Below are 26,253 nucleotides of genomic sequence, written 5' to 3'. Positions count from 1 at the left end.
CCGGGCGCGGATTCCCGTACGCACCGGCGCGCGTGTCCCGGCGCGCACCGGGCCGTGCTTCCGTGAACCCGGTGCGCGGGCCTCCACGCCCCCGGCGGGCCGGTGCGCGCGCCGCACGGGGGGAAGCCATTGCGGCGGGGTGGGCGGGGGCACGGTCTCCGGCACCCCGTTCCGCCGGAAGTATCCGACGTACCCAGGAGGTTCGACATGGCCGTACCGGCAGCAGAGCCCGGCCCGCTCGCGCGGACGTGGCTGTTCCGGCACGAGTGGGGCTTCAACAGCTCGCCCGGTGACAGCGACATCCTCACGTATGCCAAGGCCCTGCTGATCTGTGCCCGGGGCGACGGTGTCATCACACGGGAGGAACGCGACTGGGTCCTCGGGTACATCGCCGCCTTCTCCGGCGATGCACCCGGGCTGCTGGAGGAGATCGCCGCGTATCCCGCCGAGGACGATGTCGTCGAGCTGGTCACGGGTTCGGAGATCGTCGACCACAGCCGCGGCGCGCTGATCTTCGACGCGCTGCGGGCGTGCGACGCGGACGGGGCGCTCGCGCCCGGCGAGATCGAGCGGATCAAGCAGGCCGCGGGCGCGCTCGGGATCGGCGAGGACACCGTCGACCGGCTGCGGGAGCTGTACCAGGAGGAGAAGGCCACCCGGGGCGCCCGTATCGCTCTGCTCTACCCCGGGGGATCCCCCAACTAGCCGGAGCGCGAGGACCCGGCCGGGCCGGTGGGCCCGGCCCGGTACCTCACCGGGCGGGCGGTGCCACCGCGCGGAGGAACGTCCGCGCCACGGCATCCGGGGCGAGGTCGGCCACCTGCGCGGGGGCGCACCGGGAGGCGGCATGGTACGCGGATGCGTCGTCGAGCAGCCGCGTCAGCGACTCCCAGAGCTGCTCCGGACCGTCCTCCAGGTCGACCGTGCGACCGCCCTCACCGATCAGGGCGGGCAGGTGCCCGAGGCCGTACCCGACCACCGGAGTGCCGACGGACAGAGCTTCGGAGGCCACATTGCCGAAGGTCTCCGGCTCGATCGAGGGGATCAGGGCGGCGGCGGAGCCGGCGAGGAAGGGCTGCACCTCGTGCCAGGGCATGGCGGGCAGGATCTCGACCTCCGGCAGCGCGGCGGCCAGCCTCCGGCACTCCTCCACCACCTGGTTCTGCATCCCGGGCCAGAACTCGAATCGCGCATGGGCCAGCACGATCTGGACAGGGCGCCCGATACCGGCCTCGGGGTAGGCGCGCAGGAGCGGCACGATGCCCTTCTGCGGATCGGCCCGTGCCAGGGTGCGCACCGGTCCGGTCGACCGCAGCCGCTCGCGCTCGTCCCGGCCCGGGGGAGCGCTCCGCAGGGGCAGCGCGTTCGGCAGTACGTACCAGTCGCCGGAGTCGACACCGGCGCGCGCCGACTCACCGGCCAGGAAGTCGCTGACCGTCAGCACCGCGTCGGGCCGGTGGCCGAGGCTCTGCCGCATGGCGTCGTCCGCCCGCAGGAAGTGGACCATGAGCGCGGTCCGTACCCCGGCGGGAGCGGGGCTGAGATAGCCGAGGCCGGCGACGGCGTCCACCCAGCACACCAGATCCACCCGGTGCCGGCGCAGCAGCTCCTCGACCTCCCGCTCGACGGGGGTGGGGTCGGTGAGCAGATGCAGGATCTCGTCGACCACCATGGGCCGCGGCAGCGTCAGGGAGGTCAGCCGCAGCAGGTCGGCGTCATCGGCCCCGGTCGGCGGGCCGGCCGCCACGATCAGGGCGCGATGCCCGAGTTCCCGGAGGCCGTCGGCGAGGGAGTCGATCACGCGCTCGATGCCCGCGGGTTCGTCGGGGCTGTGGGTCAGCAGGACGAAGGCGATGTTCATCCGGTGCTCCCCGGCGTCGGACGGGCGATCAGGACGACACCCTGGTCGCCGATGGCATGGGGCCGGCGGGCGAAGTGGCGGCGTACCGAGGGGGCGATGGCCGTACGCAACTCCTCGGACCGGGGATGGTCCTCGAACCAGAAGTTGACGAGGGTCGACGCGGCGGCCCGTACCCGTTCCTCCGGATCGGGCTCGGGGAAGTGGAGGGCGGCCTCGGTACGGTGCAGCGCGAAGTCGCCGAACCCGTGCCGGGAGAGCGCCTGCGCGGCGGTGGCCAGGAGATAGCCCTGGTGGTCGTGGTCCTCGCCCACGAGCGTCAGACAGCTCTCGTTGAGGATGCTCACGAGTTCGTTGTCGGCGGAGCCGCCGATCAGGACGACCTTCGCCTCGGGGTGGGCGGGGTCGCAGACCCGGGCCAGCTCGGCCACGGACCGCTCGATGTCGTCCACATAGGGCAGGATCCACGACGCGAGGACGGCGTCGAACGACGCGTCCGAGAAGGGCAGCGACTCGGCATGGCCGGGCAGGATCTCGATGGTGCCGATCCCTCCCGTCTCCGCGCTCTCGCGCAGGGTGGCCACCCGGCTCCGGTGGGGTTCGACGGTCGTGCAGTGTCCGAGCTGCGCGGCGATGGCGCGGGTCAGCTCACCGGTCCCGCCGCCGACATCGAGCACACGCCGGTTGGGGAGCACGGCGGAGCGCACGGCGGCGACCTCCTCCCGCCGTTCGAGCCTGCTGGTGAAGTCCAGCCAGCCGGTGTGGCTCAGGCGGTGCGGTCCCCGGTACTCCGCCGGCCAGCGGTCGAGCGGGCCACAGAGCGGATGGTCTCTCACCCCCGCCGCATCGAGGCGGGGGGCCGCCGCCGGGCGGGTGGCCGGGTGCGCGTTCATGGGTGTCCTCCTCGGTCGGATGTCTGCTCTGGGTGGCGTGCGCGGTGGGGGCCCCGGGCGGCGCCGGATGGTCTCCGGCTCCTCCCGGAGCGCCCGCGACCGTTCCGACAGGGCTCTAGGCCCCGAAACCCGTCGCCATGAGTTCCTGGCGCGCGGGGCCATGGGTCTCGAAGACCCCGTTGAAGGCGGTGGAGGTCATCACCGCGGCGGTGCGGACGCCCCGCATGCTCATGCACAGGTGCTCGCCCTTGGCGATCACGGCCACATCGTCGGAGCCGGTCACCTTCCGTACCTCGTCCGCGATGTCGCGCACCAGCTGTTCCTGTACCTGGAGCCGGTGTGCGTGGCGCTGGGCGATCCGTGCGAACTTCGACAGGCCGAGCACGGAGCCCCGGGGGTGGTAGGCGATCGTGACCGAGCAGGAGAACGGCAGCAGATGGTGCTCGCACAGCGACCAGACACGGATGTCCGACACCATGACGAGCTGCCCCTCGGTCCGCTGGGGGAAGGTCGTGGAGACCACCCCGGGGTCGAAGGTGCTGAACTCACGCCACCACCGGGCGAACCGTGCGGGTGTCTCCTTCAGACCGTCGCGCTCGGGGTCCTCCCCGATCTCCACGAGCAGCCTGCGGGCGATGTCCTCCAGGGGATCCCGCAGCTCCTCGCTCTCGGGCAGGAGTTCCCGTTCGTGTGCCGTGGTCATCGCTTCACACGCCTCTCCTGTCGCCCCACACGGCGACATGCAGTCGGGTTGTCAGATTCCAGCCGCGTGCCACCGTCTCGTCGCCGAGGGCGGAGAGCCGCCGTTCGACGTCGTCCGCCGTACGCCCCTCGGGCATGATCCAGACAGGTGAGGTCCCGTACCGGCGCTCGATCTCCGCCACCTCGTCGAGGTCGGCCGTACCGCGGCAGACGAACTTGAAGGCGGTTCCGGGCACCTCCGCGAGCGCCCGCAACGCGTCGGGCACCAGCCGGCGCGTCGCCGGGTCTCCCGCGTGGGCCAGTTTGGGCGACACATTGAAACGCACGCCGAGCCGGATCAGCTCGGCGGAGGGCGCGACCGTACCGTTGGTCTCGATCTCGACCAGGCAGCCGTCGGCGCGCAGCGCCCGTACCAGCGGCAACAGCCGTTTCTGCTGGTTGAGCGGCTCGCCGCCCGACACGACGACCAGCGGCACGGCGAAGGCGCGGAGTTCCTCGTACACCTCGCGCCAGGGAACGGCCCGCAGCTCCTTGCCGGGGTCGTGGGCCACACCGGTATCGCTCCGGCCGGTCCAGTCCCAGGTGTACGGGGTGTCGCACCACCGGCAGGACAGGTTGCAGCCGCCCAACCGGAGGAAGGCGCACCGCCGGCCCAGGGAGGGACCCTCGCCCTGGACGGTCAAGTGGGGCCGAAGACCTCGTTCACGACGAGCTTCGCATCCACCACGGCACCACCTCCCCCCACCGGCCGGGCGGGGCTCACGGCCGGTACTCCGCCGAGGAGGTGGGGGTCTCGGAGATACGCACCGCGCTGAGCTCGGGGTAGTGGGGCAGCCACCACTCGTAGAGCCACCGGGCGAGGTTCTCCGCGGAGGGGTTGCGGTCCGGCAGGACATCGTTGAGGTGCTGGTGGTCGACCTGGGTGTCGAGCCAGTGGCGGAACTGCGCCAGCTCTCCGAAGTCGCGGACGAATCCCGCCTTGTCCAGCGCGTCGGAGGGTGCGCTGAGTTCCAGCTCGACCACGTAGTTGTGGCCGTGCAGCCGGCCGCAGGGATGGCCCTCCGCCAAGTGCTCCAGCCGGTGACTGGCGGAGAAGTGGAACTCCTTGCTGATGGTGAAGCCCATACGAAGCCTCCAGGTCCTCTCGTGTGCTCCGGGCGCCCCGGCGCTCCGGTCGGCCGTCCGGGACGGGGCCGGCGAGCGGCCCGGGGGAGCGGGACGGAACCAGCATGTGGGCGTACGGGCAGGTCATGCATCACGGCCCCGGCCGAGACGTTGACGGCACCCGGACCGAGACCCGCCGCGGACGACACCGTGAGAAGACGCCGGGGCACTGTCCGTCCGGCGCGCGTTCACGGCCTGGCGGGGGCCGCTTCCGTACCGCCCGCGTCTCGGTGCCCGGGGGGTGTGTCCCTCGGTGCGCGGGCGGGCGATTCTCGGAGGGGGCCGTGATGCGCCGGTACACCGCGGTGCCCCACCGTCGGACACGGGTCGGTACCCGCCGCTGCCCCGCCGCCGGGAGCGGCCGGCGCACCGCGCTGCCCCACATCGGGGACGTACCGCCCGTCCAGCGTCCCGCCCTTCACACCCCGGGAGACACCCCATGGGCCACAGCCAGGAGAAGCCCGATCCCTTCCGCGTTGTCGTCGTACTGTCCGGAGGCATGGACTCCACGACCCTGATGGCGCACTACGCCGCTCTGCGGAGCGATCTGATCGCCGTCACCGTCGACTACGGTCAGCGCCACCGCCGGGAGATCGAGTCGGCGGCCACGATCGCCCGCCACTTCGACGCCCGCCATCTGGTGGTGGACCTGAGCGGTCTGGGCCGGCACCTCGGGGGATCGGCCCTGACGGACTCCCGCGTGGACGTCCCCGACGGGCACTACGCCGAGGACTCCATGCGCTCCACCGTGGTGCCCAACCGCAACGCCGTGCTGGCGAACGTCGCCGTATCGGTCGGGGTCGCCGAGCGGGCCGCGATCGTGGCCCTGGGCATGCACGCGGGAGACCACTTCGTCTACCCCGACTGCCGGCCCGCCTTTGTCTCCGCCCTGGGGGAACTGGTCACCGTGGCCAATGAGGGGTTCCCCACCCCGCGTGTCGAAGCCCCCTTTCTCACCTGGTCCAAGGCCGACATCGCCACCCACGGCACCCGGCTGGGCGCCCCGCTGGGCGTCAGCTGGTCCTGCTACAAGGGGGCCGAGCGCCACTGCGGCACCTGTGGGACGTGCTACGAACGCCGCGAGGCGTTCCGGGACGCGGGGGTCGCCGATCCGACCGACTACACCGACGCCGTCACCGAGTTCGCCGCTCCATGAGCGGTGGGGAGGAGGCCCCGGAGAGCAGCAGGGGCCAGAGTCCGGGGACACGGAACACGGTGTCGAACTCCGTCCGCCCCTGGATGCCGAGTTTGCGGTAGGCGTTCGTCAGATGGATCTCCACCGTGCGCTTGGTGATGCGCAGATCCTTCGCGAGGACCGCGTTGGTCCTGCCGCGCAGGGCGCCCACGAGGACCTGCCGCTCCCTCGTGGTCAGACGGGACACCGCCCGCAGGGCCACGCGCTCGGGAGACCCGCCGTCCAAGGAGGCCAGACGGTCGCGGGTGCGCAGCGCGAGCGGGGTCGCGCCGCACTGTTCCGCGAGCGAGAGCGCCCTGCCGAGCATGCGGCCGGCCTCCTCCCACCGGGGTCCCCCGGCCACCAGCGACCCCAGCTCGTACAGCGCTCGGGCCAGGGGAAGACGGGCCCCCTGCTCCTCCAGGAGCACCACGGCCGCGCGCAGCCTGCCCTCCCCCTCCTCGCCGCCCAGCGCCGCGCCGAGGACGTGCAGCGCCTCGCCCCGCGCGCGGTCCGATCCCGCCCGGGCGGTCAGCCGTACCTGCTCCTCGGCCCATCGACGCGCCAGGGCGGCCCGGCCCAGCTCGCGCATGAGGGTGGATCCCTGGATCCTCCAGGGCAGCGCACCGGCCGCGATGCCGGCCGATTCCGCGCGCTGCCCGGTCTCCTCCATATCGCGCGACGCACCGGGCAGGTCGCCGGCGGCGAGGAGCAGCCGGGAGCGGGCCAGCAGCACCGGACCGTACTGCCAGCCCGGTGGCAGGGACCCGGCGCGCAGATGGTCGCGGAGCAGTCTGCGCGCGGCCGGCTCGTCACCCGCGTCGAGGAGGACATCGGCGAAGGCGCCGACCACGCTCAGCCGGACGGGGTTGTGGGGTGCGGTCCCGAACCGGTTCAACTCCTTGAGGCACCGGGCGAACCGGTCGGCCGCGTCGGGCAGGTTCCCCTCGGTGAGGGAGATCCGGGCCCGCACGGAGAGCAGCAGGGCCTGGTGGAGGGTGTGGCCCCGTCCGTGCTCGCAGTTCTCGTGCCGCTCCGCGTGATGGGCCGCCAGGTCGTGGCGGCCGTGCCACATCAGTACGGTGAGCGCGGCCAGCGGGGCGATCGGATGGACGCAGACATCGTCCTCGTGGGCCAGCAGCCGGTCCGCCTCCTCGGCCGGCGCGGCGGGGCCGTCACCGCCGAGACACCGGCCGAAGAGGGCGAGCGCGGCGACGGCGGGCCGGAGGCCGTCCGGTGGGGCGGGGGTCCGTGACCCCCCTTCCGGCGGTGGGGAGCCCATGGCCAGGAGGTGTTCCGCGCGCTCCGCGACGCGGGCCGGGGCGAAGCCCTCCTCGTTCACCAGGGCCCGGTGCAGGGGTGCCCAGGCCGCCGTCCCATGTGCGGCGTTCACCGGGGCGATGGCCTCCAGTGCCGCCGTTCCCCGGTCGTCCGGGGTACGGAGGTAGAGGGCGCCACCCAGCCGGGCCAGGAGCTTCGACCGTGCCGCGTCCCCCGCGACACCCCGGATCGCGGTGACCGCGCTGTCGATGCCGCGGGGCGGGTCGGCCCGTAGCCTCAGCTCGGTCAGTTCGACGAGTGCCTGATCGCGTTCCGTGCCGACGGCCGTCCCCAGGGCCTGTTCCATGTGTTTGAGGGCGTCCTTCTCCCGGTTGTCGGCGACGGCGATCCGCCCCGCCTCCAGGAGGACGGCGGTGGACCAGGACCGGTCGAACGGGACGGTGGACGCGGTGAGTTGGGTGGCGATGTCCTCCACCGGCGCGTGGGTGCGGCGGAGATAGGCGGCCGCTTTCAGATGGGTGGCGTCGCGCGCCATGCGTGTCATGCCCGCGAGGACGGAATTCCGCAGGATCGGATGGCGGAGCAGGAGATTCTCGCCGTCGTCCTCGACCAGACGCATCCGGACCAACTGATCGGCCGCGCTGAGACCATCGGTCACACCGAGATCGCACAGATGGGCCAGGAGATGGGGGCTGGCGGCCTTGCCGGTCACGGCCGCCGCGGCCATCACCTTGGTCGCGTCGGGGCTGCTGCGGGCGAGTCTCCTCATCATCCGCCCCGTGGCGGCCGGCAGGACGGCCTGGTCGATGGCCTTCTGGTCGAGCGCACCGCGCGACCGGGTCCCGAGGCCCCGCAGCAGCTCCGTCAGCAGCAAGGGGTTTCCCGCGCACACCCGGTGGCAGGCGGCGGCGACTGCGGGTGAGGGCTTCTCCCCGGTCATCGCCCGTACCAGAAGGGCGGTGTCGGAGACGGTGAGGCCCCGGAGGTGGAGGAACCGGGAATCCAGCAACAGCTCGGTGAACACCGCCTCGGACGCCGCCGGCCGCCAGTCCGGGTAGCACATCACCAGCAGAACGGGCAGATCGGAGCAGGACCTCAGCAGGGCCGTGAGCGCGGACGGCGCCTCGGCGTCCATCAGGTCCCCGTCGTCGACGGTGATCACCAGCGGATTCCTGCGGGTGGCCGCCACCATCGCCTCCCGGACCAGAGGTAGGGCATCGGCCGAGGCCGACGGGGTGCCGGAGGAGCCCCCGGGGATTCCCCGGCCGCCGATCCCTCCGCCGCCCCCTTCGTCGGCCCCTCCGGCGGCCCTTCCGTCGGTCCCCGGCCCTCGCTCCGGGAGGGATCCGCCCGGAGCCGGGTTCAGCCGGTCGACGAAGGCCGCCAGGCTCTCGCGGGCGCACCCCCGGTAGGTGAAGTGCACGGATGGGCATCCACGGGCGCGGGCGCCGGTGCCGAAACGGCGCAGCAGGGAGGTTCGGCCGATCCCCATCTCCCCCATGACGGTGATCCTCGCCGGGGTGCCGGCCGCCCGGGTCTCTTCGAGAGCGGTCAGCAACAGCCCCAACTCGGTCTGGCGGCCGACGAACCGTTCCCCGCCGTCGCCGTCACCACGCTTCACAGACGGAGCCCGTCAGGACAGTCGCACACCGATGGTGGACAGGGACAGGTACAGGTACAGGGAGGGGACCTCTTCCCACACGGTGGCCGAGGCATGTCATACCGAATCCTCCTTCATGAGGTGCACCACATCACCGGACCTCCGGAGAAGCAGCTCTCCGTGCCTGCGAACGCCGTGACGGGTCACCATGACCATCGTGGGCCCGCGCGGGACGGGAGGTCCAAGACTTTGCCCCTATGCCTGCCATCACCCAGGGTGATGGGGCATCAACCGTGCGGTGGGGTTCTAGTTCAAGGGTCGCCCGCAGGTGCCGTCGCCCCAGGCCGTGGTCTCCCAGCAGTCGTCGTCCCCGCTGTTCCCGGCGTCTCCGCCGGCGAGGATCCAGTCCCAGATGGTGGTGATGGGCCCGGAGCCGGTGGGTACCCCGGGCACGGCGGCGGGGGGTGCCGGGTCTCCCGCGGAAGCCGGTCCCGCCGGGGCCGCCAGGACCGCTGGTGCCACCGGTGTTGCCCCCGCCGTGCCCGTACCGGCCCATCCGAGGCAGGCCAACGCCACGATCCCGACGGCCGCGCACCGAACAGTCCCCCGTGCCCTTGATGCTCCGCTCATTGACTCCCCGCTTCCATCGCAACAGGTCAGCGCCGCTCCGGTCGCCCCCGGCGGCATGATCACTTTGCCACCCCGTCGCCAGGGCCGATAGCTGTGTCATGAATCATCTAGGTGCCATGCAGGTTGAGGAGGGATAGGAGAGGAGAGGGCGATGACCGTGGGAGAGGAGCCGGATCCGCCCGGGGCGGCGGAGCTGGACGAGGGTACGGTCCTGCTGTACCGGTGGGCCCTGGAACACCGCGGGCTCACGGCGGACGCCCTTCCCCGGGCGGCCGCCGACACCGGTCTGGACGAGCCCGGTTGCCAGCGGGCCGTACGGACCCTGACCCGAGCCGGACTCCTCCAGGAACTCCCGGCCCCGGACCCCGGCGACCCCCGCGCCAGGGCCTGGCGCGCGGTGAGCCCGCAGACCGCCGCCGCCCGGGTGCTCGCCGACCGGGACTCCGAACTCCGGGCCCGGGAGGACGCCCTGCGACAGCAGCGGACCCGGCTCCAGCGGGAACATGACGCGCTCGCCGCGCTCGTCCCCGTCTACCTCCGGGCCCGGCAGGCCGTCTGTCCCGAGTCCACCATCGACCACCTCGCCGACCAGGACGCCGTACGGTCCCTTCTGAACGAGGTCATCGACAGCTGTACGAGCGAGATCATCGTCTCCAAGCACGGCCGTGCCTTCCCGCCCAACGCCCTCCGTGAGGCGCTGCCCCGGGATCTCGCCCTGCTCGCCCGCGGTGTCCGGATGCGCTGTCTCTACCAGCACGCCACCCGGTACGACCTACCCACCCGTACCCATGCGGAACAGCTCCTCGCCGCGGGCGCACAGATACGCACCATGCCCGAGGTCGTACCGCAGATGATCCTGGTGGACCGGGCGATGGCCCTGCTGCCCGCGGCGACGAGCGGCGCCCTCGTGATCCGTGAACCCGATCTCGTCGCCTACCTCATCCGGGTGTTCGAACGCGATTGGGAGAACGCCACCGTATTCGGTACCGGCCCCCGCGCCGCCCACGAGATCTCCGGCACCATCAAACGGAGCATCCTCGTCCTGCTGGCCAAGGGCCTCAAGGACGACGCGGTCGCCCGCCGCCTCGGCATCTCCCTGCGGACCTGCCGCCGCCATGTCTCCGAGATCCTCGAAGGGCTCGGCGCGCAGAGCCGCTTCGAGGCAGGGGCCATCGCGGAGCGCGAGGGACTGACGGTGCACGCGGACGGCGGGGCGAGTGGGCCGGTGGGCGGGGAGCCCGCCGGACCCCCGGCCCAGGACCGCCCCCGCTGTCCGGCGTGCACCACCTCCCTGCCCACCGACGGGTGACGGGCGCTGTACGGCGCTGCTTCCGCCCCCGCCCCAGGGCACGGCCCGGCTCATCCCGTGCGGACCGGTTGTCCGGCGACGAGCGGATGGTCGCGCTCGACCGGGCCGAGGACGGCGGCGCCGCCGGGCGAGCCGAGGTCGTCGAAGAACTCGCCGTTCGCCCGGTGGTAGTCCGTCCACTCCCCGGGCACGTCGTCCTCGTAGAAGATCGCCTCGACCGGGCAGACCGGCTCGCACGCGCCGCAGTCGACGCACTCGTCCGGGTGGATGTACAGGGATCGCCGACCCTCATAGATGCAGTCGACGGGGCATTCCTCGATACAGGCCCTGTCCTTGACGTCCACACAGGGCTGGGCGATGACATAGGTCACGGATGCTTCCCTTCGCTCGTGTCGCTGTCGCTGCCACCGGCACCGTCACCGTCGTTCTCCTCGGCCCCGCGCATCAGCTCGGCGAGTTTGAACGCCTCCTCGATGAGCGTCTCGACGATCTTCGACTCGGGTACGGTCCTGACGACCTCGCCCTTGACGAAGATCTGCCCCTTGCCGTTGCCGGAGGCGACGCCGAGGTCCGCTTCCCTGGCCTCGCCGGGCCCGTTCACCACACACCCCATGACGGCCACGCGCAGGGGGATGTCCATGCCCTCCAGCCCGGCCGTGACCTCGTCGGCCAGCTTGTACACATCGACCTGGGCGCGCCCGCAGGACGGGCAGGACACGATCTCCAGGCCGCGCTGTTTGAGGTTCAGGGCCTCCAGGATCTGGAGGCCGACCTTGACCTCTTCGACGGGCGGCGCGCTCAAGGAGACACGGATGGTGTCGCCGATGCCCTGGGACAGCAGCGCCCCGAACGCGACGGCCGACTTGATGGTGCCCTGGAAGGCGGGGCCCGCCTCCGTCACACCGAGGTGCAGCGGGTAGTCGCACTCCGCCGCGAGCTGCTTGTACGCCTCGACCATGACGACGGGGTCGTTGTGCTTGACGGAGATCTTGATGTCCCGGAAGTCGTGCTCCTCGAAGAGCGACGCCTCCCACAGCGCGCTCTCGACCAGCGCCTCCGGGGTCGCCTTGCCGTACTTCTTCAGCAGCCTGCGGTCGAGCGAACCCGCGTTGACCCCGATGCGGATCGGCGTGCCGTGGTCCTTCGCGGCCCGCGCGATCTCACGGACCTTGTCGTCGAACTGCTTGATGTTGCCCGGGTTGACCCGTACGGCCGCACAGCCCGCCTCGATGGCCGCGAAGACGTACTTCGGCTGGAAGTGGATGTCCGCGATCACCGGGATCTGCGACTTGCGGGCGATCGTGGCGAGGGCGTCGGCGTCGTCCTGGGTGGGGCAGGCGACGCGGACGATCTGGCAGCCGGACGCGGTGAGTTCGGCGATCTGCTGGAGGGTCGCGCCGATGTCGGAGGTGCGGGTCGTGGTCATGGACTGGACCGAGACGGGGGCGTCGCCGCCCACGGGTACGGTCCCTACCTGGATCTGACGGCTGGTACGTCGTCGGGCCAGCCTCGGCGGCACCGTCGGCACTCCGAGAGCGACAGACATGACAAATCCCCAAGATGGTCGGCCGGTCCGGGGGGACCGGGTTGCGAGCGGTCGGGTTACGGGCGGTCGGCTCACGGGCGGTCGGCGGGGTCGTCGCCGTGCGCGTGGCCGCCGACCGCCCGTCGGGACGGCCGGTGTCAGCCGGCGGCGAGGGAGGCGGCGGCTCCCCGCCGGGCCCGCCGTCCGGAGGGCAGGGCCGCCAGCAGCGCCCGGGCGAGATGGCGGGGTGTGAGGCCGCAGGCCTCCAGGACATCGGCCCGTGAGCCGTGGTCCAGGAAGCGTTGCGGGAGGCCGAAGACATGCACCGGCAGACCAGGATCGGCCTCGCCCAGGGCCTGGGCGACGCACGCCCCGGCGCCGCCGGCCCGTCCGTTGTCCTCGACCGTGGCGACCATCAGATGGTCGAGGGCGAGCGCGGTCAGCCCGGGCGCCACCGGCTTGATCCAGCGGGGGTCCACGACGGTGACGCCGACGCCCCGCCCGGCCAGCCGTTCGGCGACGTCGAGACAGGTGGCGGCCATGGCGCCGACGGAGACCAGCAGGATGTCGGGGCGCTCGCCGCGGTGCAGGACGTCCAGGTCCGCGCGCACCTCCACGGCCGGGATGTCCGCTCCGCTGGAGCCCTTGGGGAAGCGCAGGGCGGTGGGGCCGTCGTCGCAGGCCACGGCCTCCCGCAGGGCACGGCGCAGGGTGGTGGCGTCGCGTGGCGCGGCCAGCCGCAGGCCGGGCACCAGATTCAGCAGCGACAGGTCCCACATGCCGTTGTGCGAGGGGCCGTCGTCGCCGGTCACCCCGGCCCGGTCCAGGACGAAGGTGACCGGGGCCCGGTGCAGGGCCACATCCAGCAGGAGCTGGTCGAAGGCCCGGTTGAGGAAGGTGGCGTACAGCGCGACGACCGGGTGCACCCCACCGAGGGCCAGCCCCGCGGCGGTGGTCACGGCGTGCTGTTCGGCGATGCCGACGTCGATGACGCGCTCGGGGTGGCGGCGGGCGAACTCGCCGAGCCCGGTCGGGTCGAGCATGGCCGCGGTGATGGCGACCACGTCCGGCCGGTCGGCGGCGAGGTCGGCCAGCTCGCTGCCGAACACGGACGTCCAGCTGGGCGCGGACCCCGGTTTCCGGGCGGCGGCGGCGCGCACGGCGTGGAAGTGGTCCGTCTCGTCCTCTTCGGCGGGCAGGTGGCCGCGGCCCTTCGAGGTGACGCAGTGGACCACCACGGGCCTGTGCAGGGCGACGGCCGTACGCAGTGCCGTCTCCACGGCCTCGATGTCATGGCCGTCCACCGGGCCGACGTAGGCGAGCCCCAGATTCTCGAACAGGGTGGGCCGGGCGTCGCCCGTGCGCAGGCCGGCGAGGTGTCCGGCGACGGCGCCCACGGTGGGGGCGTAGGAGCGGCCGTTGTCGTTGAGGACCACGACGACGGGGCGTTCGGGGGCGGCCGCGATGTTGTTGAGGGCTTCCCAGGCCATGCCCCCGGTGAGCGCCCCGTCGCCGAGTACGGCGACCACGGCGCGGTCGCTCCGCCCGAGCAGGGCGTTGGCGCGGGCGAGGCCGTCCGCCCAGGAGAGGGAGGTCGAGGCGTGCGAGTTCTCGATGACGTCGTGCTCGGACTCGGCGCGGCAGGGGTAGCCCGACAACCCGCCGGTGCGGCGGAGCGTGGCGAACGCCCCGGTGCGGCCGGTGAGGATCTTGTGGACATAGGCCTGGTGGCCGGTGTCCCACAGGATCCTGTCGCGGGGGGAGTCGAAGACGCGGTGCAGGGCGATGGAGAGTTCGACGACCCCGAGATTGGGGCCGAGATGGCCGCCATGGGCGGTGCAGCTCTCCACCAGCAGCCGGCGGATCCGCGGCGCCAGTTCGCGGGCCGCGTGCGGGGACAGGGCGCGCAGGTCCTCGGGCCCCCGGATCTCCTCCAGGCGTGGCATGGCGCGCCCCTCTTTCTCCGGCGGCGGATTCATCGCACCCCACCGGGTGCGGGCGAGACCTCGCCGGCCAGCGGTGTCTGCGGGACACGGCCGGTGACCGGGTCGGCCAGCCGGCCGGGCATGGAGAACACGACGTCCTCGGCGATGCCCCGCTGGAGCTGGACCCGGTCGAAGCCGAGTTCGGCGAGCCGGACGACGAGCCCGTCGACAAGGATCTCCGGGGCACTGGCCCCGGCGCTGACGCCGACCGACGACACACCCCTCAGCCAGTCCGCTTCGAGGTGCCGCTCGTCGGGGACCAGATGGGCGGCGGCGCCGTGGTCGCGGGCCACCTCGACCATGCGCAGCGAGTTGCTGGAGTTGCGCGAGCCGACGATCAGGACCAGGTCGTTGTCGCGTGCGAGGTCCTTGACCGCGTTCTGCCGGTTCTGGCTGGCGTAGCAGATGTCGTCGCCGGGGGTGATCAGGTCGGTGAAGCGGGCGCGCAGGGCCTCGACGACGCGCTCGGTCTCGTCGAACGAGAGGGTGGTCTGGGTGAGGACGGCGACCGGGGTGTCGTCGGGCAGGTCGAGGCGGCGTACGTCGTCCTCCGTCTCGATGACGAGGATCCGGTCGGGGGCCTCACCGAGGACGCCCTCGACCTCCTCGTGGCCCTCGTGCCCGACGAGGAGGATGGCACGGCCGTCCCGGGCGAAGCGCACCGCTTCCTGGTGGACCTTGGAGACCAGCGGGCAGGTGGCGTCGATGACCTCAAGCCCCCGGCCGGCGGCGGTGGAGCGGACCTCGGGTGAGACACCGTGCGCGGAGAAGACACAGACCGCGCCCTGCGGGACCTCCTCCTCGCTGTCGACGAAGACCGCGCCCCGTTTTCGTAGTTCCGAGACGATGTAGTGGTTGTGCACGATCTCCTTGCGTACGTACACCGGCGCCCCGTGCAGGTCCAGCGCCCGCTCGACGATGCCGATGGCGCGCCGTACACCCGCGCAGAAGCCGCGCGGCTGGGCCAGGACGACCTCGGCTCCGCTCACGCCGCGTCACCCCCGGCCGGTGCGGGGACGGTGGCGGCCGTCCGGCGCGGGGTGTGCGCGTCCAGTCTCAGGCGCAGCCGGCGCGGGTGGTAGACGGTGGCCAGCGGCACCGGGCGGACGTCCATACCGGGCTCGCAGGTGACCCGCCAGCGGCCCAGGATGGTGGCGAGCCCCAGGGCGGCCTCCGTGCGGGCGTAGAGGTCGCCGATGCACTTGCGGGCGCCGGTGCCGAACGGCACGAAGGCATGGCGGGAGGCGGGTGCGACACGCTCCGGCAGCCAGCGGTCGGGGTCGAACTCCCCGGGGTTGTCGAAGGCGTCCTCGTACTGGGCGACCGCGGCGGGGCTGAAGACGATGGTGGAGCCGGCCGGCAGCTGACGGCCCGCGAGTTCGGTCGGGGTGGCGGTGAGTCGGGTGAACAGCCAGGCCGGCGGGTGCAGTCGCAGCGTCTCGGAGATGATCCGGTCGGTCAGGGAGAGGCTCGGCAGATCGTCCCACCGCGGGGCGCGGCCGTCGAGGACGGAGTCGATCTCGTCGTAGAGCGCGGCCTCGATCTCCGGGTGCTGGGAGAGGAGGTAGAAGACCCAGGTGAGGGTGCCGGCGACGGTCTCGGTACCGGCCGCCATGACGGTGATGACCTGGTCGTGGATCTCCTTGTCGCCGAGCCGGCCGCCGTCGTCGTCGCGGGCGGCGAGCAGGGCGGCGAGCAGGTCGTCGTGCTCGGTGTCGGAGCTGCGGTAGTCGTCGATGAGCCGCTGGGTGGTCTCGTGCAGGAAGTCCAGGTTGTTCTTGTAGCGGCGCTGGGACGGCAGGGGCAGCCGGCGGATCGAGGCCGGGAGGAACATCTGCCGGAACAGGCCGTTGAGCACCACATCGAAGGAACGTTCCACCTTGGCCGCCAGCTCGGGGCTGACGGGTGTGGAGTACAGGGTGCGGCCGACCGTGCGCAGGGCCATCCCGTACATCTCCTGGAAGGCGTCGACGACCATGCCGTCCTGCCAGCGCGACGTCGTGTCCGCGATCTCGGCGTGCATGGCCTCCGCATACCGTTTGAGCTGGCCGCGGGTGAACGCCGACTGCATCAGCCGGCGCTGGCGGCGGTGGTCGGAGAACGGGCAGGTGACCAGGCCGTTGCCGGCGATGTCCCGGGCGCGGTCGTAGAAGACGCCGCCCTTGTCGAAGACGCGGTCGTTGGTCAGCACGTACCGCAGCAGCTCGGGGTGGGTCGGGACATAGGCCGTGGTGGGGCCGATCCTGATCTCGACCAGGTCGCCGTGGGCCGACAGCGAGGTCATGAAGTCCACGGGGTGACGCATGATCTGGAGGGCGTGTCCCACGACGGGGAGCGCCCCGGGCGCCGTTCCCGCCGAGAAGGTGTTCTGCTCGGTCATTCGAATCTCAACTTCCCGTCTTTGCCGATCTGTTGACAGCTGCTCCGCTCGCCGGCCGGCTGTGCCTCCGCGACGGCCGGGCGCGGGCCGCTCGGTCCTGCTGGGCGCCGCCGCTAGCGGGCGGTGCTGCCGAGCTCCTCCAGATAGCCCTGGGCGCCGGCGGCGAGCGCGAACTCGGCGTCGTAGCGGCCCGAGGAGCGGTGCCAGTCGTAGGAACCGCGGATCACGGTGCGCACGGCGTCGTTGCGGTAGCGCTCCAGGGCCTCGCGCTCGGCCCCGTCGAGCCGGTAGATGTCGCCGACCTGCGGCAGGCAGGACTCCAGCAGCAGGTACTGCTCCAGACGGGCGCGGACCTCGCCCTGGATGTGGGTGACGCTCCGGTCCTCGGACCAGCCGTGCTCCCGGCGCAGGATCATGACCATGTTGTTCTGCTCGCCGCGGGCCTCTTCCTTCTCCAGCGAGGCGATGTCGTTGAGCAGCAGATTGATGTCGACGGCGATCTGGAGCATCGCGGAGAGCACGGCACTGTCGAAGACCCGGTGCGGCACCTCGAAGCGGCCCGCGCGCTCGGCGAGGTCGACCGTCGGCTGCACCCCGATGGTCTGCCGGCGCACCGCCAGATACTGGGCCGCGGAGTTGTACGGGGTGTCGCGGAAGCGGCTCTCCGCCTCGTCGACATAGCCGTCGAAGTAGTTGCGCCAGTGCCGGGCGCTCCGCGTGCACCAGGCGGGTGTCATGTTCTCGCTGGTGCGCCGCCAGATGTCGGCGAAGCCGTGCGCGATGGGTGGCGCGGTGTCGGGAAGGGGGCCGTTCAGCGCCGCCGCGACCGAGTCGGTGAGCCGTTTGGTCTCCTCCGGGTTCTCGCCGCGCGGCCCGTCGAAGAGGTCGTCGAAGAGGAAGAACCACGACATCAGATCGACGCCCAGATCCAGGTCGGCGCCGGTGGCATGGGGGTAGAAGCGGGAGGCCAGATCGGCGTAGCCGCCGCGCAGATGGCGCTCGGCCGCCGCCTCGGACTTGATCAGCCCGAGCGAGCGCGGCCAGCCGAGCTGGTCGGCCTCGGCACGGGCGTGGTCCGGGCTCTGCCGGCCCGGCAGGGGTATGTGGAAGTCGACATCCTGGGGCATGGGGGAGTCCTTGGGGGTGGGTTGCGGGGAACAGCGGGCATGGTGGTGCCCTGGCGGGAGTGCCGCGCCGATCAGAAGGGGGATCGAGCAGAAGGGGGATACGGACAGGGGGGAGGGGGCCGGCCGGTCTCAGATCTCGCGGTCGACGACGAACCGGCCGAGCGCGAGGAGTTCGTCCCGTGCGCCGGTGTCCAGCTCGACACCGCGCAGCGCGTCCTCGGCGAGCGCCATCCGCCGGGCGGCCTCGGCCAGCGCCCAGTCCCGGCCGCCGGCGTCCGCGATCAGCGCGGCCACACGCCGCAGTTCCTCCTCGTCGGGCTCACCGGGGGTGGTGAGCCAGGCGGCCAGCTCGTCCCTGAGCGGACCGTCCTGGTTCAGTACATGGCTGACCGGCAGGGACTTCTTGCGGGACCGCAGATCGGAGTGGACCGACTTGCCGGTGACGGCCGGGTCGCCCCAGATGCCGAGCACATCGTCGATGAGCTGGAAGGCGACGCCCACCTGGTCACCGTAGAGCGCCAGCGCGTCCACCGTCGCCTCCGGCGCCCCGGCGAGGACGGCGCCGATCGCGGCACTCGCCGAGAGCAGTGCGCCGGTCTTGCCGGCGGCCATGTCGACGCACTCCTCGACCGTGACATGCGAGCGCTGTTCGAAGGCCAGGTCCTCCACCTGGCCGCGGATCAGATGCCGGGTGGTGCGCGCCAGCAGCCGGGCGGCGGGCGCCGCCGTGGGCAGCCCGGTGTCCAGCAGCACCTCCTGGGCGAGCGCCAGCATCGCGTCACCGGTCAGGATCGCGCTGGAGGCACCCCAGAGCCGCCACACCGTGCGGCGGTGGCGGCGCTCCTCGTCGCCGTCCATCAGATCGTCGTGCAGCAGGGAGAAGTTGTGCACGAGCTCCACGGCGACGGCGCCGGGCAGTGCGACCTCCGGCTGTGCGCCGACCGCCTCGGCCGACAGCAGCGCCAGTGCCGGCCGTACGGCCTTGCCGGCGTCGGCGCTGGTGGGCGCGCCGCTCACGGTGATCCAGCCGAAGTGGTAGGCCGCCTGGTGGCGCGAGCGCTGGTCGAGCCGGTCGACGGCGGCGCGCAGTGCCGGGGTGATGGTGACCCGGCTGTGGCTGAGGCAGGCGGGGGCGGTGCTCATGCGGCGGACTCCGCCCGCCAGGGGGCGGTCGGATCGTCGAAGATGCTGACGACCTGGCGCATGATGCGCCGTTCGGCCGGGTCGAAGGCCCGCTTGGCGTGGACGGTGCCGAGCTGGTCCCACATGACGATGTCCCCGGGCTGCCAGGTGTGGGCATAGGTGTACTGGGGCTTGCCCGCGTGCACCAGCAGTTCGTCGAGCAGCCTGCGGCTGTCGTCGGGGGCGAGGTCCACGATCCGCTGGGTGTTCAGGGTGCTGATGTAGACCGACCGGCGGCCGGTGCGCGGATTGCGGGCGATGAGGGGGTGGATGGTGGAGGTGCCGTCCTCGGGCTGGATCTGTGCGGTGTTCTCGCCGAGGGACACCTCGCCCTGGAGCTCCTCCTCGATGGTCTCCTCGTACCCGGTGCGCAGGGCATGCCGGACCCGGTAGGAGTGCAGGCGCCGGCGCTCCTCGGGCGTCAGCGACTCGTACAGGGCGTACATATCGGTGAAAAGCGTCTCCCCGCCGCCGGAGGAGGGCACCTCCATGGCCTCCAGGAAGCCGACCTGGGAGACACGGGGGCGGAAGGAGTAGTCGGTGTGCCAGCCCATCCACCCGGCGTCGCCGACGCCGATCCTGCGACCGTTCTCCAGCAGATGGGAGACGATCAGGATCTCATTGTGGTCGGGGTGGGCGCCGCTGGTCAGACCGGTCTTCGGGATGTGCCCGAAGCTGCGGCCGAAGGCCAGGAACTCCGGGTAGGAAGGGGTCTCGTGGCCGCGGAAGACCAGGACGAGGTGCGCGTCGAGCGCTGCCCAGATCTCCGCGTACCGGGTCCTGCCCATGTCGCCGGTGACATGGGCGCCGTGGACGACGGCGCCGAGAGGGGCGCCGGGTATCGGCTTGATGTCCATGGGCGTTGCCGCCTTTCGCAGGGGGGTGGGGGGTGGTCAGCGCAGTTCGAGACCGGCGAGGTCGCCCGCCGCGCGCCAGCGCCTGAGGATGTTCACGAACTCCACCGAACCGCCGCCGTAGCTGGAGTTGAGCAGGGGCAGTCCGCTCGGGTCGCCCTCGTTGTTGTAGAGGCCGGGCGTGCAGTTCTCCAGGAAGTCGATGCTGTCGGTGGCGAGCCGGAGGATCTCCTCGACCCATTCCTTCTCGCCGGCCTCGGAGGCCTCCACGACCCGGTGGCCGCGCTCCTCGACGGACTTGACGATATGGGCGAGGTGGCGGGTCTGCTCGCTCAGCATGTAGGCGATGTTGACGTGCCGGCCGGCCTGGATCTTGGACAGGATGAAACAGTTGGGGAAGCCGTTCACCTGGAGTCCGTGCAGGGTGTGCGCCCCGTCCGCCCACTTCTGCGACAGCTTCAGGCCGTCGCGGCCGACGATGTCGTAGCCGGCGCGATCGGTGTACGGGACGGCGAACTCGTGCTCGTAGCCGGTGGCGAAGATCAGGCAGTCGAGCGGGTACTCCCGGCCGTTCGCGACCACCCCGGCCGGGGTGATCCGCTCCACCCCCTGCCCCTGGGTGTCGACCAGGGTCACCTGCGGCCGGTTGAAGGTCTGGAGATAGCCGTCGTGGAAGCAGGGCCGCTTGCAGTACACGCGGTAGTACGGCTTGAGCGCGGCGGCGGTCGCGGGATCGGTGACAACGCTGTCGACGCGGGCGCGCAGCTCCTCCATCTTGAGGAAGTCCGCCCGCTCGGCCGCGAGCGCCCGCTCCCTCGGGTCGCCGCCGGTGTCTCCGGTGGGCAGGATCGCGGCGGCCAGCTGGGCCGTGGTCTGGGTCCAGCGGTCCTGGACCAGGTCCTCGTCCTGCGGGATGCCGGAGGTCAGCGCGTGGAAGTTCTCCATACGGCGCTGCTGCCAGCCCGGTTCGAGACCGCTCGCCCAGTCGGCCGGGGTGGGCCGGTTGCCCCGGACGTCGACCGCGGCCGGGGTGCGCTGGAAGAGGACGAGCCGCTCGGCCCACTCGGCGAGGTGCGGGGCGAGCTGGATGGTCGTGGAGCCGGTGCCGATGACGCCGACCTTCTTGTCCTTCAGCTTGGTCAGCCCGCCGGTGCTGTCGCCGCCGGTGTAGTCGAAGTCCCAGCGGCTGGTGTGGAAGGAGTGCCCGGCGAAGGTGTCGAGCCCCGGCAGCGCGGGGAGTTTGGGCCGGTGCATCAGTCCGATCGACATGGCCACGTACCGGGCCCGGATCAGATCGCCGCGGTCGGTGCTCACCAGCCACCTGCCGGCGGCTTCGTCCCAGCGCAGCCCGGTGACGGTGGTCTGGAAGAGGGCGTCGCGGTAGAGGTCGTACCGGTGGGCGATCCGCTGGAGGTGGGCGAAGATCTCGGGACCGGTGGAGTACTTCTCGGTGGGGATCGCGCCGATCTCTTCGAGCAGCGGCATATAGATGTAGCTCTCGACGTCGCACCGGACCCCGGGGAAGCGGTTCCAGTACCAGGTACCGCCGACGTCGCCGGCCTCGTCGATCAGCCGGATACGCTCCAGGCCGGTCTCCTCGCGCAGATGGGCGCCGGTCAGCAGGCCGCCGATGCCGGCGCCGACGACGGCGACATCCACCTCGTCGGTGAGCGGCTCGCGCTCCCGCCGCTCGGTGTAGGGGTCCCGCGCGTAGCGGCCGAAGTCACCGCGCGCGAACTGATAGGTGCGACCGGTGGTGCGTTTGTCGCGTTCCCGCCGGTACTTCTCCCGTACCGCCTCCAGATCGATGGTCAGTGTTTTATCACGACGGTCGTCGCTTTCGGCGCGGGCCACGGTTCCTCCTCGGGGGAAGGGGGCGGAAGGGAGAGATGGCGCCCTACATCGTCGAACTGATCGCGCAGCCGCAGCGGCGCGTCGGAGTTGCTGAAGAGATAGAAGCGGTCGGAGCCGAGGGCCTCCCAGACGAGTCCGGCGACCTCCTCGGCGCTCACCGAGGTGTCGCCGCCCGCACCGCGCGGGGCCGTCAGGCCCTGGACCATGGGGGTGTCGACCCGGCCGGGACAGAGCACCGACACCCGGATCCCGGTGCCCCGCAGATCGGCGCGGAGACTGCGGGCTACGGCGAGGTCGGCGTGTTTGGAGGCGGCGTAGGCGGCGCTGCCCGCGCCGACGACGAAGGCGGACATCGAGGCGGTGTGGATCAGATGGGCGGGCCGGCCGCGCTCCAGCAGCCGGGGGACGAAGGCACGGGCCACCAGGACGTGGGCCCAGTGGTTCACCTCGAAGACCTGCCGCATGTGCGCCAGCGGCACCTCCCACAGGGGCTGCCCCACGGGGCCGAGGACCCCGGCGTTGTTGCACACCACGTCGATGTCGCCGAGGTGGTCGAACGCGGTGTCCGCGAGCCGTTCGACGGCGTCCGGGTCGGTGAGGTCGGCGGTCACCGGGGTCACCCGGGCCCCCTGCGCGGTGAGTTCGGCGGCCCGGCGGTGGAGTGCCTCGCCGTCGATGTCCGCCATGATCACGCCGCCGCCGGCCGCCGCGAAGCGGGCACTGAGGGCGAGGCCGATGCCGCTGGCCGCGCCGGTCACCACGGCTGTCCTGGTCGGTAACTGCACTGGGCTGTCTCCGCTTCTGCGCGCGGGTACGCCGAAGGACGGCGCGCCGTGGCCGACGAGAAGGTCTGGATGAGATCGAGCCGTTCGGGGAACGCGGTTGTCAGCTGGGGTCCGGGAAGGCGGTTGTCAGCTGGGGTCGGGGGACGCGGGTGTCAGCTGGGGTCGGGGAGCTTCAGGCTGATCATGAGAACGGTCACCGAGGAACAGACCAGCAGGGCGAGGACGAGCACGGCCGCCGACACCGTCGACAGCGAACCGTCCAGGGAGATGTAGAGGGTTCCGCCGACGGTCGCACCCAGCGCGGTCGCCATCTGCTGGCTGGTCACCAGCACACCGCTGCCCATGCCGGCCTGTGCGGAGGGTACGTCGGCGAGGATCGTCCGGAACAGCGTCGGGCCGATCAGCGCCGCGCCCGCGCCGAAGAAGCCGATCCCGACCAGTACGAGCGCCAGGGAGGGATGGGGCCAGCCCAGCCAGAGCACCAGCGCCAGCAGTAGCAGGCTCGCGGACTGGACGACGGCGCCCAGGGTGACGATCCGGCTCCCCAGCGCCGCCGCGATCCTCGGGGTGAACTGCGCCACCACGAAGAACGCCACGGCGAACGGCGCGAGCCCGCCGCCGGAGGCGAGTCCCCCGAAGCCGAAATGGCCCTGGGCGATCAGCGCGTAGACGAACAGGAAGGCGCCGAAGCCGGCCGAGAAGGGCACCATCGCCATCAGCCCTCTGCGCATCCCCGGATGGGACAGCACCGACGGGGAGAGCAGCGGTGAACCGCCCCGCGCCTCCAGTCCGCGTTCGACCCGCGTCAGGGCCACCGCTCCCGCCGCCGCGACCGCGAGCAGTGACCACAGCCACAGCGGCCAGCCCAGTTCGGGGCCCGCCACGACCACGGCCAGGACACAGACCATGGTGGCGCCGAACAGTGCGGTGCCCAGCGGATCGAAGCGCGGCCTGGTGCCGGCCCTGGTCGCGGGGACGCGCCGGACGGCCATCAGCGCCGCCACTCCGATCGGCACATTGATCGCGAAGACCGCCCGCCAGCCGATGCCGGCGATGTCCAGCGAGACCAGCAGCCCGCCCAGGATCTGCCCGATGACCATGCCGAGGCCCGCGGTCGCCCCGTACAGACCGATCGCACGGGCACGTGCCTGGCCCACCGTGGCCGCCTGGATCGTCGCCAGCACCTGCGGTACGAGCATGGCGGCGGCGGCGCCCTGGAGCAGCCGGGCCACGACGAGGAACTCGATGGTCGGGGCGAGCCCGCACAGTGCCGAGGTGACGGTGAAGGCCGCGAGCCCGTAGGCGTACAGGCGCCGCCTGCCGAAGGCGTCGCCCAGCCGTCCGCCCAGCACCAGGCCGAGGGCGTAGGTGAGGCCATAGCCGGACACCACCAGCTCCAGTGCGGCGGGGCCGCCGTGGAGGTCGTCACTGATCGAGGTCAGGGCCACATTGACGATGGAGGCGTCCACGATGGAAAGGGCGTATCCGGTGAGCACCACCACCAGGGCGATGCCGCCGAGCCCTGCGGGGGCCGAGGGCTCCGGCGTCGCTTCGGGCCCCTTCGGAGGGGGGAGGCTCTCGTGCTTGGTCATGCGCTGCTGCCTACCCGGGCGTTCGGAGGGGACGGTCGAGGCGTGTTCGGGGGTGATGAGGTCACTCGGCGGTGGTGGGGGTGCCGGTGATCTTCGACAGGACTCCCTTGGAGGCGTCCTTCGCCGACTCCGGCCAGGGGGTGAGGGCATTGAACCCACGGGGCGAGGAGGCGGGCTGGATACGGGTGTCCATCGACATCCGCATGCCGGCCGGGTGCGCCGAGACGTTCGGGATGGACTTGTGGCACATAAAGGCATGGAAGATGATCACGTCGCCGGGTGCCATGGCCGAGAACAGCAACTCCTCGTCCGCGCCGAACTCCTCCGCCGGGATGCCGCGCACGGCGTGGCCGAAGCGGCGGAAGTTCTCGGTGACGACATGCTCGCGCGGGCCCTTCCGGTGGCTGCCGTCGGCGAGGGCGACACCGCCTATTGCGCGGGTCGTCGGGAGCAGCGGTATCCAGGCGGTACGGAAGTCCTTGTTCGGGCCGATGTAGAAGCCGTCCTGGTGCAGCGGGGTCAGGAAGCTCGGCTCGGCGGAGCCCGCGGCGGAGGGGTAGTAGCGGATCGTCGTCGACTTGAAGACGAAGACCGGCTCGCCGAAGACCTTCTCCCAGACCTTCCGGGTCGAGGGGTGGTTCCACAGCTCGTCGTACCTGACGTAGTCGTGCATCGCCACCTCGTCGACCGCCTCGAAGGAGTCGATGGCGAGGGTGTCGAGCGTGGTGCCGGGGGCGGCGTGGCCGAGTGCGATCAGGCCCTGGAGCATCTGCTCGGCGGCGGTCCGCACGAGTTCGCGGTCCAGGGCGCCGCGCAGATAGACATAGCCGTGCTCGTCGTAGAACCGGTGGAGGGCGTCACGGTCGTCGAGAAGGGGCATGCAGTCGACATATTCACTGAAAGTGTCCGTCATGGTTCCTTGTCCTCGTGACTGTGCGTGGGGGAGGGGGCGTCAAACACCATCCGGGCAGGCCGACGGCTTCGGTCGTGCGCTGCGTGCCGCCTGTCACCCTGAACGGTGGACGGTTGTGTCTGTCGCTCGTGCCATGCCACTCAGAAGGTGACGGGGATCTCGTCGAACCCGCCGGTGATCCGGTGTTCCTGCCAGCGCAGTGACTCCTCGGGCACCGCGAGCCGCAGCTGGGGCAGCCTGCTGAACAGCCGCTCGAACACCGCCGTCAGCTCGATCCGGGCCAGTACGCGGCCGATGCAGTGCCGGGTGCCGTGTCCGAAGGCCAGGTGCGACTTGGGCTTCTCCCGGGCCAGATCGAACAGATCGCCCTCGGGGAACGCCCGGTGGTCGTAGTTGGCCGCGCCGATGGCCAGCATCACCGCGTCCCCGGTCCGGATCACGGTCTCGCCGACGGTGATGTCGCGGTGCGCGTAGCGGGGTATCAGCGCGTTGGAACCCTTGCCGCCGACGCCCAGGCGCAGGATCTCCTCGACCGCGGCCGGCGCGAGGCGGGGATTCTCGGCCAGCAGGGCACGCTGGGCCGGATTGCGCAGCAGCAGCAGGGTGCCCAGGTCGATACGGACAATGGTGGTCTCGTAGCCGAACAACAGCACGGCGTTGCCCAGCTGGGCGATGTACGCGTCGGACAGCGTGCCGTCCTTTTCGGCGATCAGCTCGGAGAGGATGTCGTCGCCCGGCTCGATCCGCTTGCGCGCCACCAGTTCCGTCATGTAGTCGACGACCTGCTGAAAGGTGTTCGCCGAGTGCTGACCGTCGCTCTGGTCGAAGGTGCCCCTCGCCCACTGCCCGAACCGCTCCCGGTCGGCGAGCGGCACGCCGAGCAGATCGCAGACCGTCATGGTGGGCAGCGGGAACGCCAGCGCGCTGTGCAGGTCGGCGGGCCGGGGGCCGGCGGCCAACTGGTCGAGCAGCTCGTCCACATGCCGCTCGATCCGGGTCTTCATCAGGCGCATCCGGCGGGTGGAGAACCGGGGCACGAGCAGTTCGCGCAACTGCGGATGGTCGGTGGCTTCGGTCCGGTGGTCGTCCCCGGCCATCAGCGCCATCATGGTGCTCCTGGCGGTGCTCTTCGCCGACTGCTCCGGGAAGGGGTTGCTGAGACCGAGCCGGCGGTCGGCGAGGAGTGCTCGTACCTTGTCGTAGTGGGTGACCAGCCAGGCGTCCTCACCGGCGATCCGTACCCTGGAGATCGGCCCGTCCTGCTGGAGGGCGAGCATCCGGGGCGCGATGCCGATCACGTCCGGATTGTCGAAGGGTAATCCCGGAAGTTCCTTCATGGGGCCTGCTCTCGTGGCGTCGTGTGGGGGGAGTCGTCGGACGTCCGGGCACACCGACGCCATCGGCCGCGTCGGGTGCGGTGCGCCGGTTCACGGTCGCGCCGGAGC

The 26,253-nt window shown here is 71.7% G+C and carries 23 protein-coding genes; 3 read left to right on the top strand and 20 right to left on the bottom strand.

From position 1 onward, the window contains the following. The first annotated feature begins 207 nt into the window (after window positions 1–207). Complete coding sequence (locus tag ABT354_RS13520) at window positions 208–705, top strand: tellurite resistance TerB family protein (protein WP_351492919.1); 498 nt, start codon at window positions 208–210, stop codon at window positions 703–705. A gap of 46 nt (window positions 706–751) precedes the next feature. On the opposite strand, the gene ABT354_RS13515 is transcribed toward ABT354_RS13520, so the two are convergent. The 5 genes from ABT354_RS13515 to queD form a co-directional block, all read right to left on the bottom strand. Then, complete coding sequence (locus ABT354_RS13515; RefSeq protein WP_351492917.1) at window positions 752–1,861, bottom strand: glycosyltransferase family 4 protein; 1,110 nt, start codon at window positions 1,859–1,861, stop codon at window positions 752–754. Continuing rightward, on the bottom strand, window positions 1,858–2,751 hold the full coding sequence (locus tag ABT354_RS13510; protein WP_351492915.1) for a class I SAM-dependent methyltransferase: 894 nt from the start codon (window positions 2,749–2,751) through the stop codon (window positions 1,858–1,860). Before ABT354_RS13510 ends, ABT354_RS13515 begins: the two co-directional genes overlap by 4 nt. Before the next feature lie 115 nt (window positions 2,752–2,866). Then, window positions 2,867–3,454, bottom strand: a complete 588-nt coding sequence (gene folE, locus ABT354_RS13505) for a GTP cyclohydrolase I (protein ID WP_351492912.1) — start codon at window positions 3,452–3,454, stop codon at window positions 2,867–2,869. 4 nt (window positions 3,455–3,458) lie between these two features. Continuing rightward, the gene (locus tag ABT354_RS13500; protein WP_351492910.1) at window positions 3,459–4,136 is read right to left on the bottom strand and encodes a 7-carboxy-7-deazaguanine synthase QueE; all 678 of its coding nucleotides are present in this window, start codon (window positions 4,134–4,136) and stop codon (window positions 3,459–3,461) included. A 76-nt stretch (window positions 4,137–4,212) separates the two neighbouring features. Further along, on the bottom strand, window positions 4,213–4,578 hold the full coding sequence (gene queD / locus ABT354_RS13495) for a 6-carboxytetrahydropterin synthase QueD (RefSeq protein ID WP_351492908.1): 366 nt from the start codon (window positions 4,576–4,578) through the stop codon (window positions 4,213–4,215). A gap of 478 nt (window positions 4,579–5,056) precedes the next feature. Here queD and queC point away from each other — a divergent pair, with 478 nt between their 5' ends. Then, window positions 5,057–5,773 (top strand): 7-cyano-7-deazaguanine synthase QueC, encoded by a 717-nt coding sequence (queC, locus tag ABT354_RS13490; protein WP_351492905.1) that lies wholly within the window; start codon window positions 5,057–5,059, stop codon window positions 5,771–5,773. On the opposite strand, the gene ABT354_RS13485 is transcribed toward queC, so the two are convergent. Together ABT354_RS13485 and ABT354_RS13480 are read right to left on the bottom strand one after the other, a co-directional pair. After that, window positions 5,751–8,693 carry an AAA family ATPase gene (locus ABT354_RS13485; protein WP_351492903.1) on the bottom strand — a complete coding sequence of 981 codons (2,943 nt, stop codon included), beginning with the start codon at window positions 8,691–8,693 and terminating at the stop codon, window positions 5,751–5,753. The two genes, queC and ABT354_RS13485, sit on opposite strands and share 23 nt — an antisense overlap. Before the next feature lie 285 nt (window positions 8,694–8,978). Continuing rightward, a complete protein-coding gene (locus ABT354_RS13480; protein ID WP_351492901.1) occupies window positions 8,979–9,125 on the bottom strand; it encodes a hypothetical protein in 147 nt (48 codons plus the stop codon). Window positions 9,126–9,453: 328 nt separating this feature from the next. Here ABT354_RS13480 and ABT354_RS13475 point away from each other — a divergent pair, with 328 nt between their 5' ends. Then, window positions 9,454–10,611 (top strand): helix-turn-helix transcriptional regulator, encoded by a 1,158-nt coding sequence (locus ABT354_RS13475; RefSeq protein WP_351492898.1) that lies wholly within the window; start codon window positions 9,454–9,456, stop codon window positions 10,609–10,611. Between the two features lie 50 nt (window positions 10,612–10,661). Here ABT354_RS13475 and fdxA read toward each other — a convergent pair whose 3' ends face one another. The 13 genes from fdxA to penM all read right to left on the bottom strand — a co-directional run bounded on the left by fdxA (window position 10,662) and on the right by penM (window position 26,145). Next, on the bottom strand, window positions 10,662–10,982 hold the full coding sequence (gene fdxA, locus ABT354_RS13470; RefSeq protein ID WP_351492896.1) for a ferredoxin: 321 nt from the start codon (window positions 10,980–10,982) through the stop codon (window positions 10,662–10,664). Next, window positions 10,979–12,157, bottom strand: coding sequence for a flavodoxin-dependent (E)-4-hydroxy-3-methylbut-2-enyl-diphosphate synthase (gene ispG, locus ABT354_RS13465; protein ID WP_351492894.1), 1,179 nt, complete (start codon window positions 12,155–12,157; stop codon window positions 10,979–10,981). The genes fdxA and ispG overlap by 4 nt, the downstream gene beginning before the upstream one ends. Window positions 12,158–12,294: 137 nt before the next feature. Beyond that, complete coding sequence (locus ABT354_RS13460; protein WP_351492892.1) at window positions 12,295–14,082, bottom strand: 1-deoxy-D-xylulose-5-phosphate synthase; 1,788 nt, start codon at window positions 14,080–14,082, stop codon at window positions 12,295–12,297. A 29-nt stretch (window positions 14,083–14,111) separates the two neighbouring features. Beyond that, window positions 14,112–15,110 carry a 4-hydroxy-3-methylbut-2-enyl diphosphate reductase gene (gene ispH, locus ABT354_RS13455; protein WP_351492890.1) on the bottom strand — a complete coding sequence of 333 codons (999 nt, stop codon included), beginning with the start codon at window positions 15,108–15,110 and terminating at the stop codon, window positions 14,112–14,114. Continuing rightward, on the bottom strand, window positions 15,107–16,501 hold the full coding sequence (gene ptlI, locus ABT354_RS13450) for a pentalenene oxygenase (RefSeq protein WP_351492887.1): 1,395 nt from the start codon (window positions 16,499–16,501) through the stop codon (window positions 15,107–15,109). Before ptlI ends, ispH begins: the two co-directional genes overlap by 4 nt. A gap of 113 nt (window positions 16,502–16,614) precedes the next feature. Next, window positions 16,615–17,628 (bottom strand): pentalenene synthase, encoded by a 1,014-nt coding sequence (gene ptlA / locus ABT354_RS13445; RefSeq protein WP_351492885.1) that lies wholly within the window; start codon window positions 17,626–17,628, stop codon window positions 16,615–16,617. A 129-nt stretch (window positions 17,629–17,757) separates the two neighbouring features. Next, window positions 17,758–18,771, bottom strand: a complete 1,014-nt coding sequence (locus tag ABT354_RS13440) for a polyprenyl synthetase family protein (RefSeq protein ID WP_351492883.1) — start codon at window positions 18,769–18,771, stop codon at window positions 17,758–17,760. Further along, entirely contained in the window at window positions 18,768–19,667 is a 900-nt protein-coding gene (ptlD, locus tag ABT354_RS13435; RefSeq protein ID WP_351492881.1) for a neopentalenolactone/pentalenolactone F synthase, read from the bottom strand. Before ptlD ends, ABT354_RS13440 begins: the two co-directional genes overlap by 4 nt. A gap of 36 nt (window positions 19,668–19,703) precedes the next feature. Beyond that, the gene (gene ptlE / locus ABT354_RS13430) at window positions 19,704–21,518 is read right to left on the bottom strand and encodes a neopentalenolactone/pentalenolactone D synthase (protein WP_351492878.1); all 1,815 of its coding nucleotides are present in this window, start codon (window positions 21,516–21,518) and stop codon (window positions 19,704–19,706) included. Further along, window positions 21,476–22,303, bottom strand: a complete 828-nt coding sequence (ptlF, locus tag ABT354_RS13425) for a 1-deoxy-11-beta-hydroxypentalenate dehydrogenase (RefSeq protein ID WP_351492876.1) — start codon at window positions 22,301–22,303, stop codon at window positions 21,476–21,478. The genes ptlE and ptlF overlap by 43 nt, the downstream gene beginning before the upstream one ends. Window positions 22,304–22,455: 152 nt before the next feature. Next, a complete protein-coding gene (locus ABT354_RS13420; protein WP_351492874.1) occupies window positions 22,456–23,895 on the bottom strand; it encodes an MFS transporter in 1,440 nt (479 codons plus the stop codon). Between the two features lie 61 nt (window positions 23,896–23,956). Next, window positions 23,957–24,808, bottom strand: a complete 852-nt coding sequence (gene ptlH / locus ABT354_RS13415) for a 1-deoxypentalenic acid 11-beta-hydroxylase (protein WP_351492871.1) — start codon at window positions 24,806–24,808, stop codon at window positions 23,957–23,959. 140 nt (window positions 24,809–24,948) lie between these two features. Then, entirely contained in the window at window positions 24,949–26,145 is a 1,197-nt protein-coding gene (gene penM, locus ABT354_RS13410; protein ID WP_351492868.1) for a pentalenolactone synthase, read from the bottom strand. Window positions 26,146–26,253 lie beyond the last annotated feature (108 nt).

This window comes from Streptomyces sp. NPDC000594 (assembly GCF_040299965.1).
In the GTDB taxonomy this organism is placed as follows: Bacteria; Actinomycetota; Actinomycetes; order Streptomycetales; family Streptomycetaceae; genus Streptomyces.
Note: the sequence above shows the minus strand (reverse complement) of the source record. Positions and strands in the feature narration are given on the sequence as shown.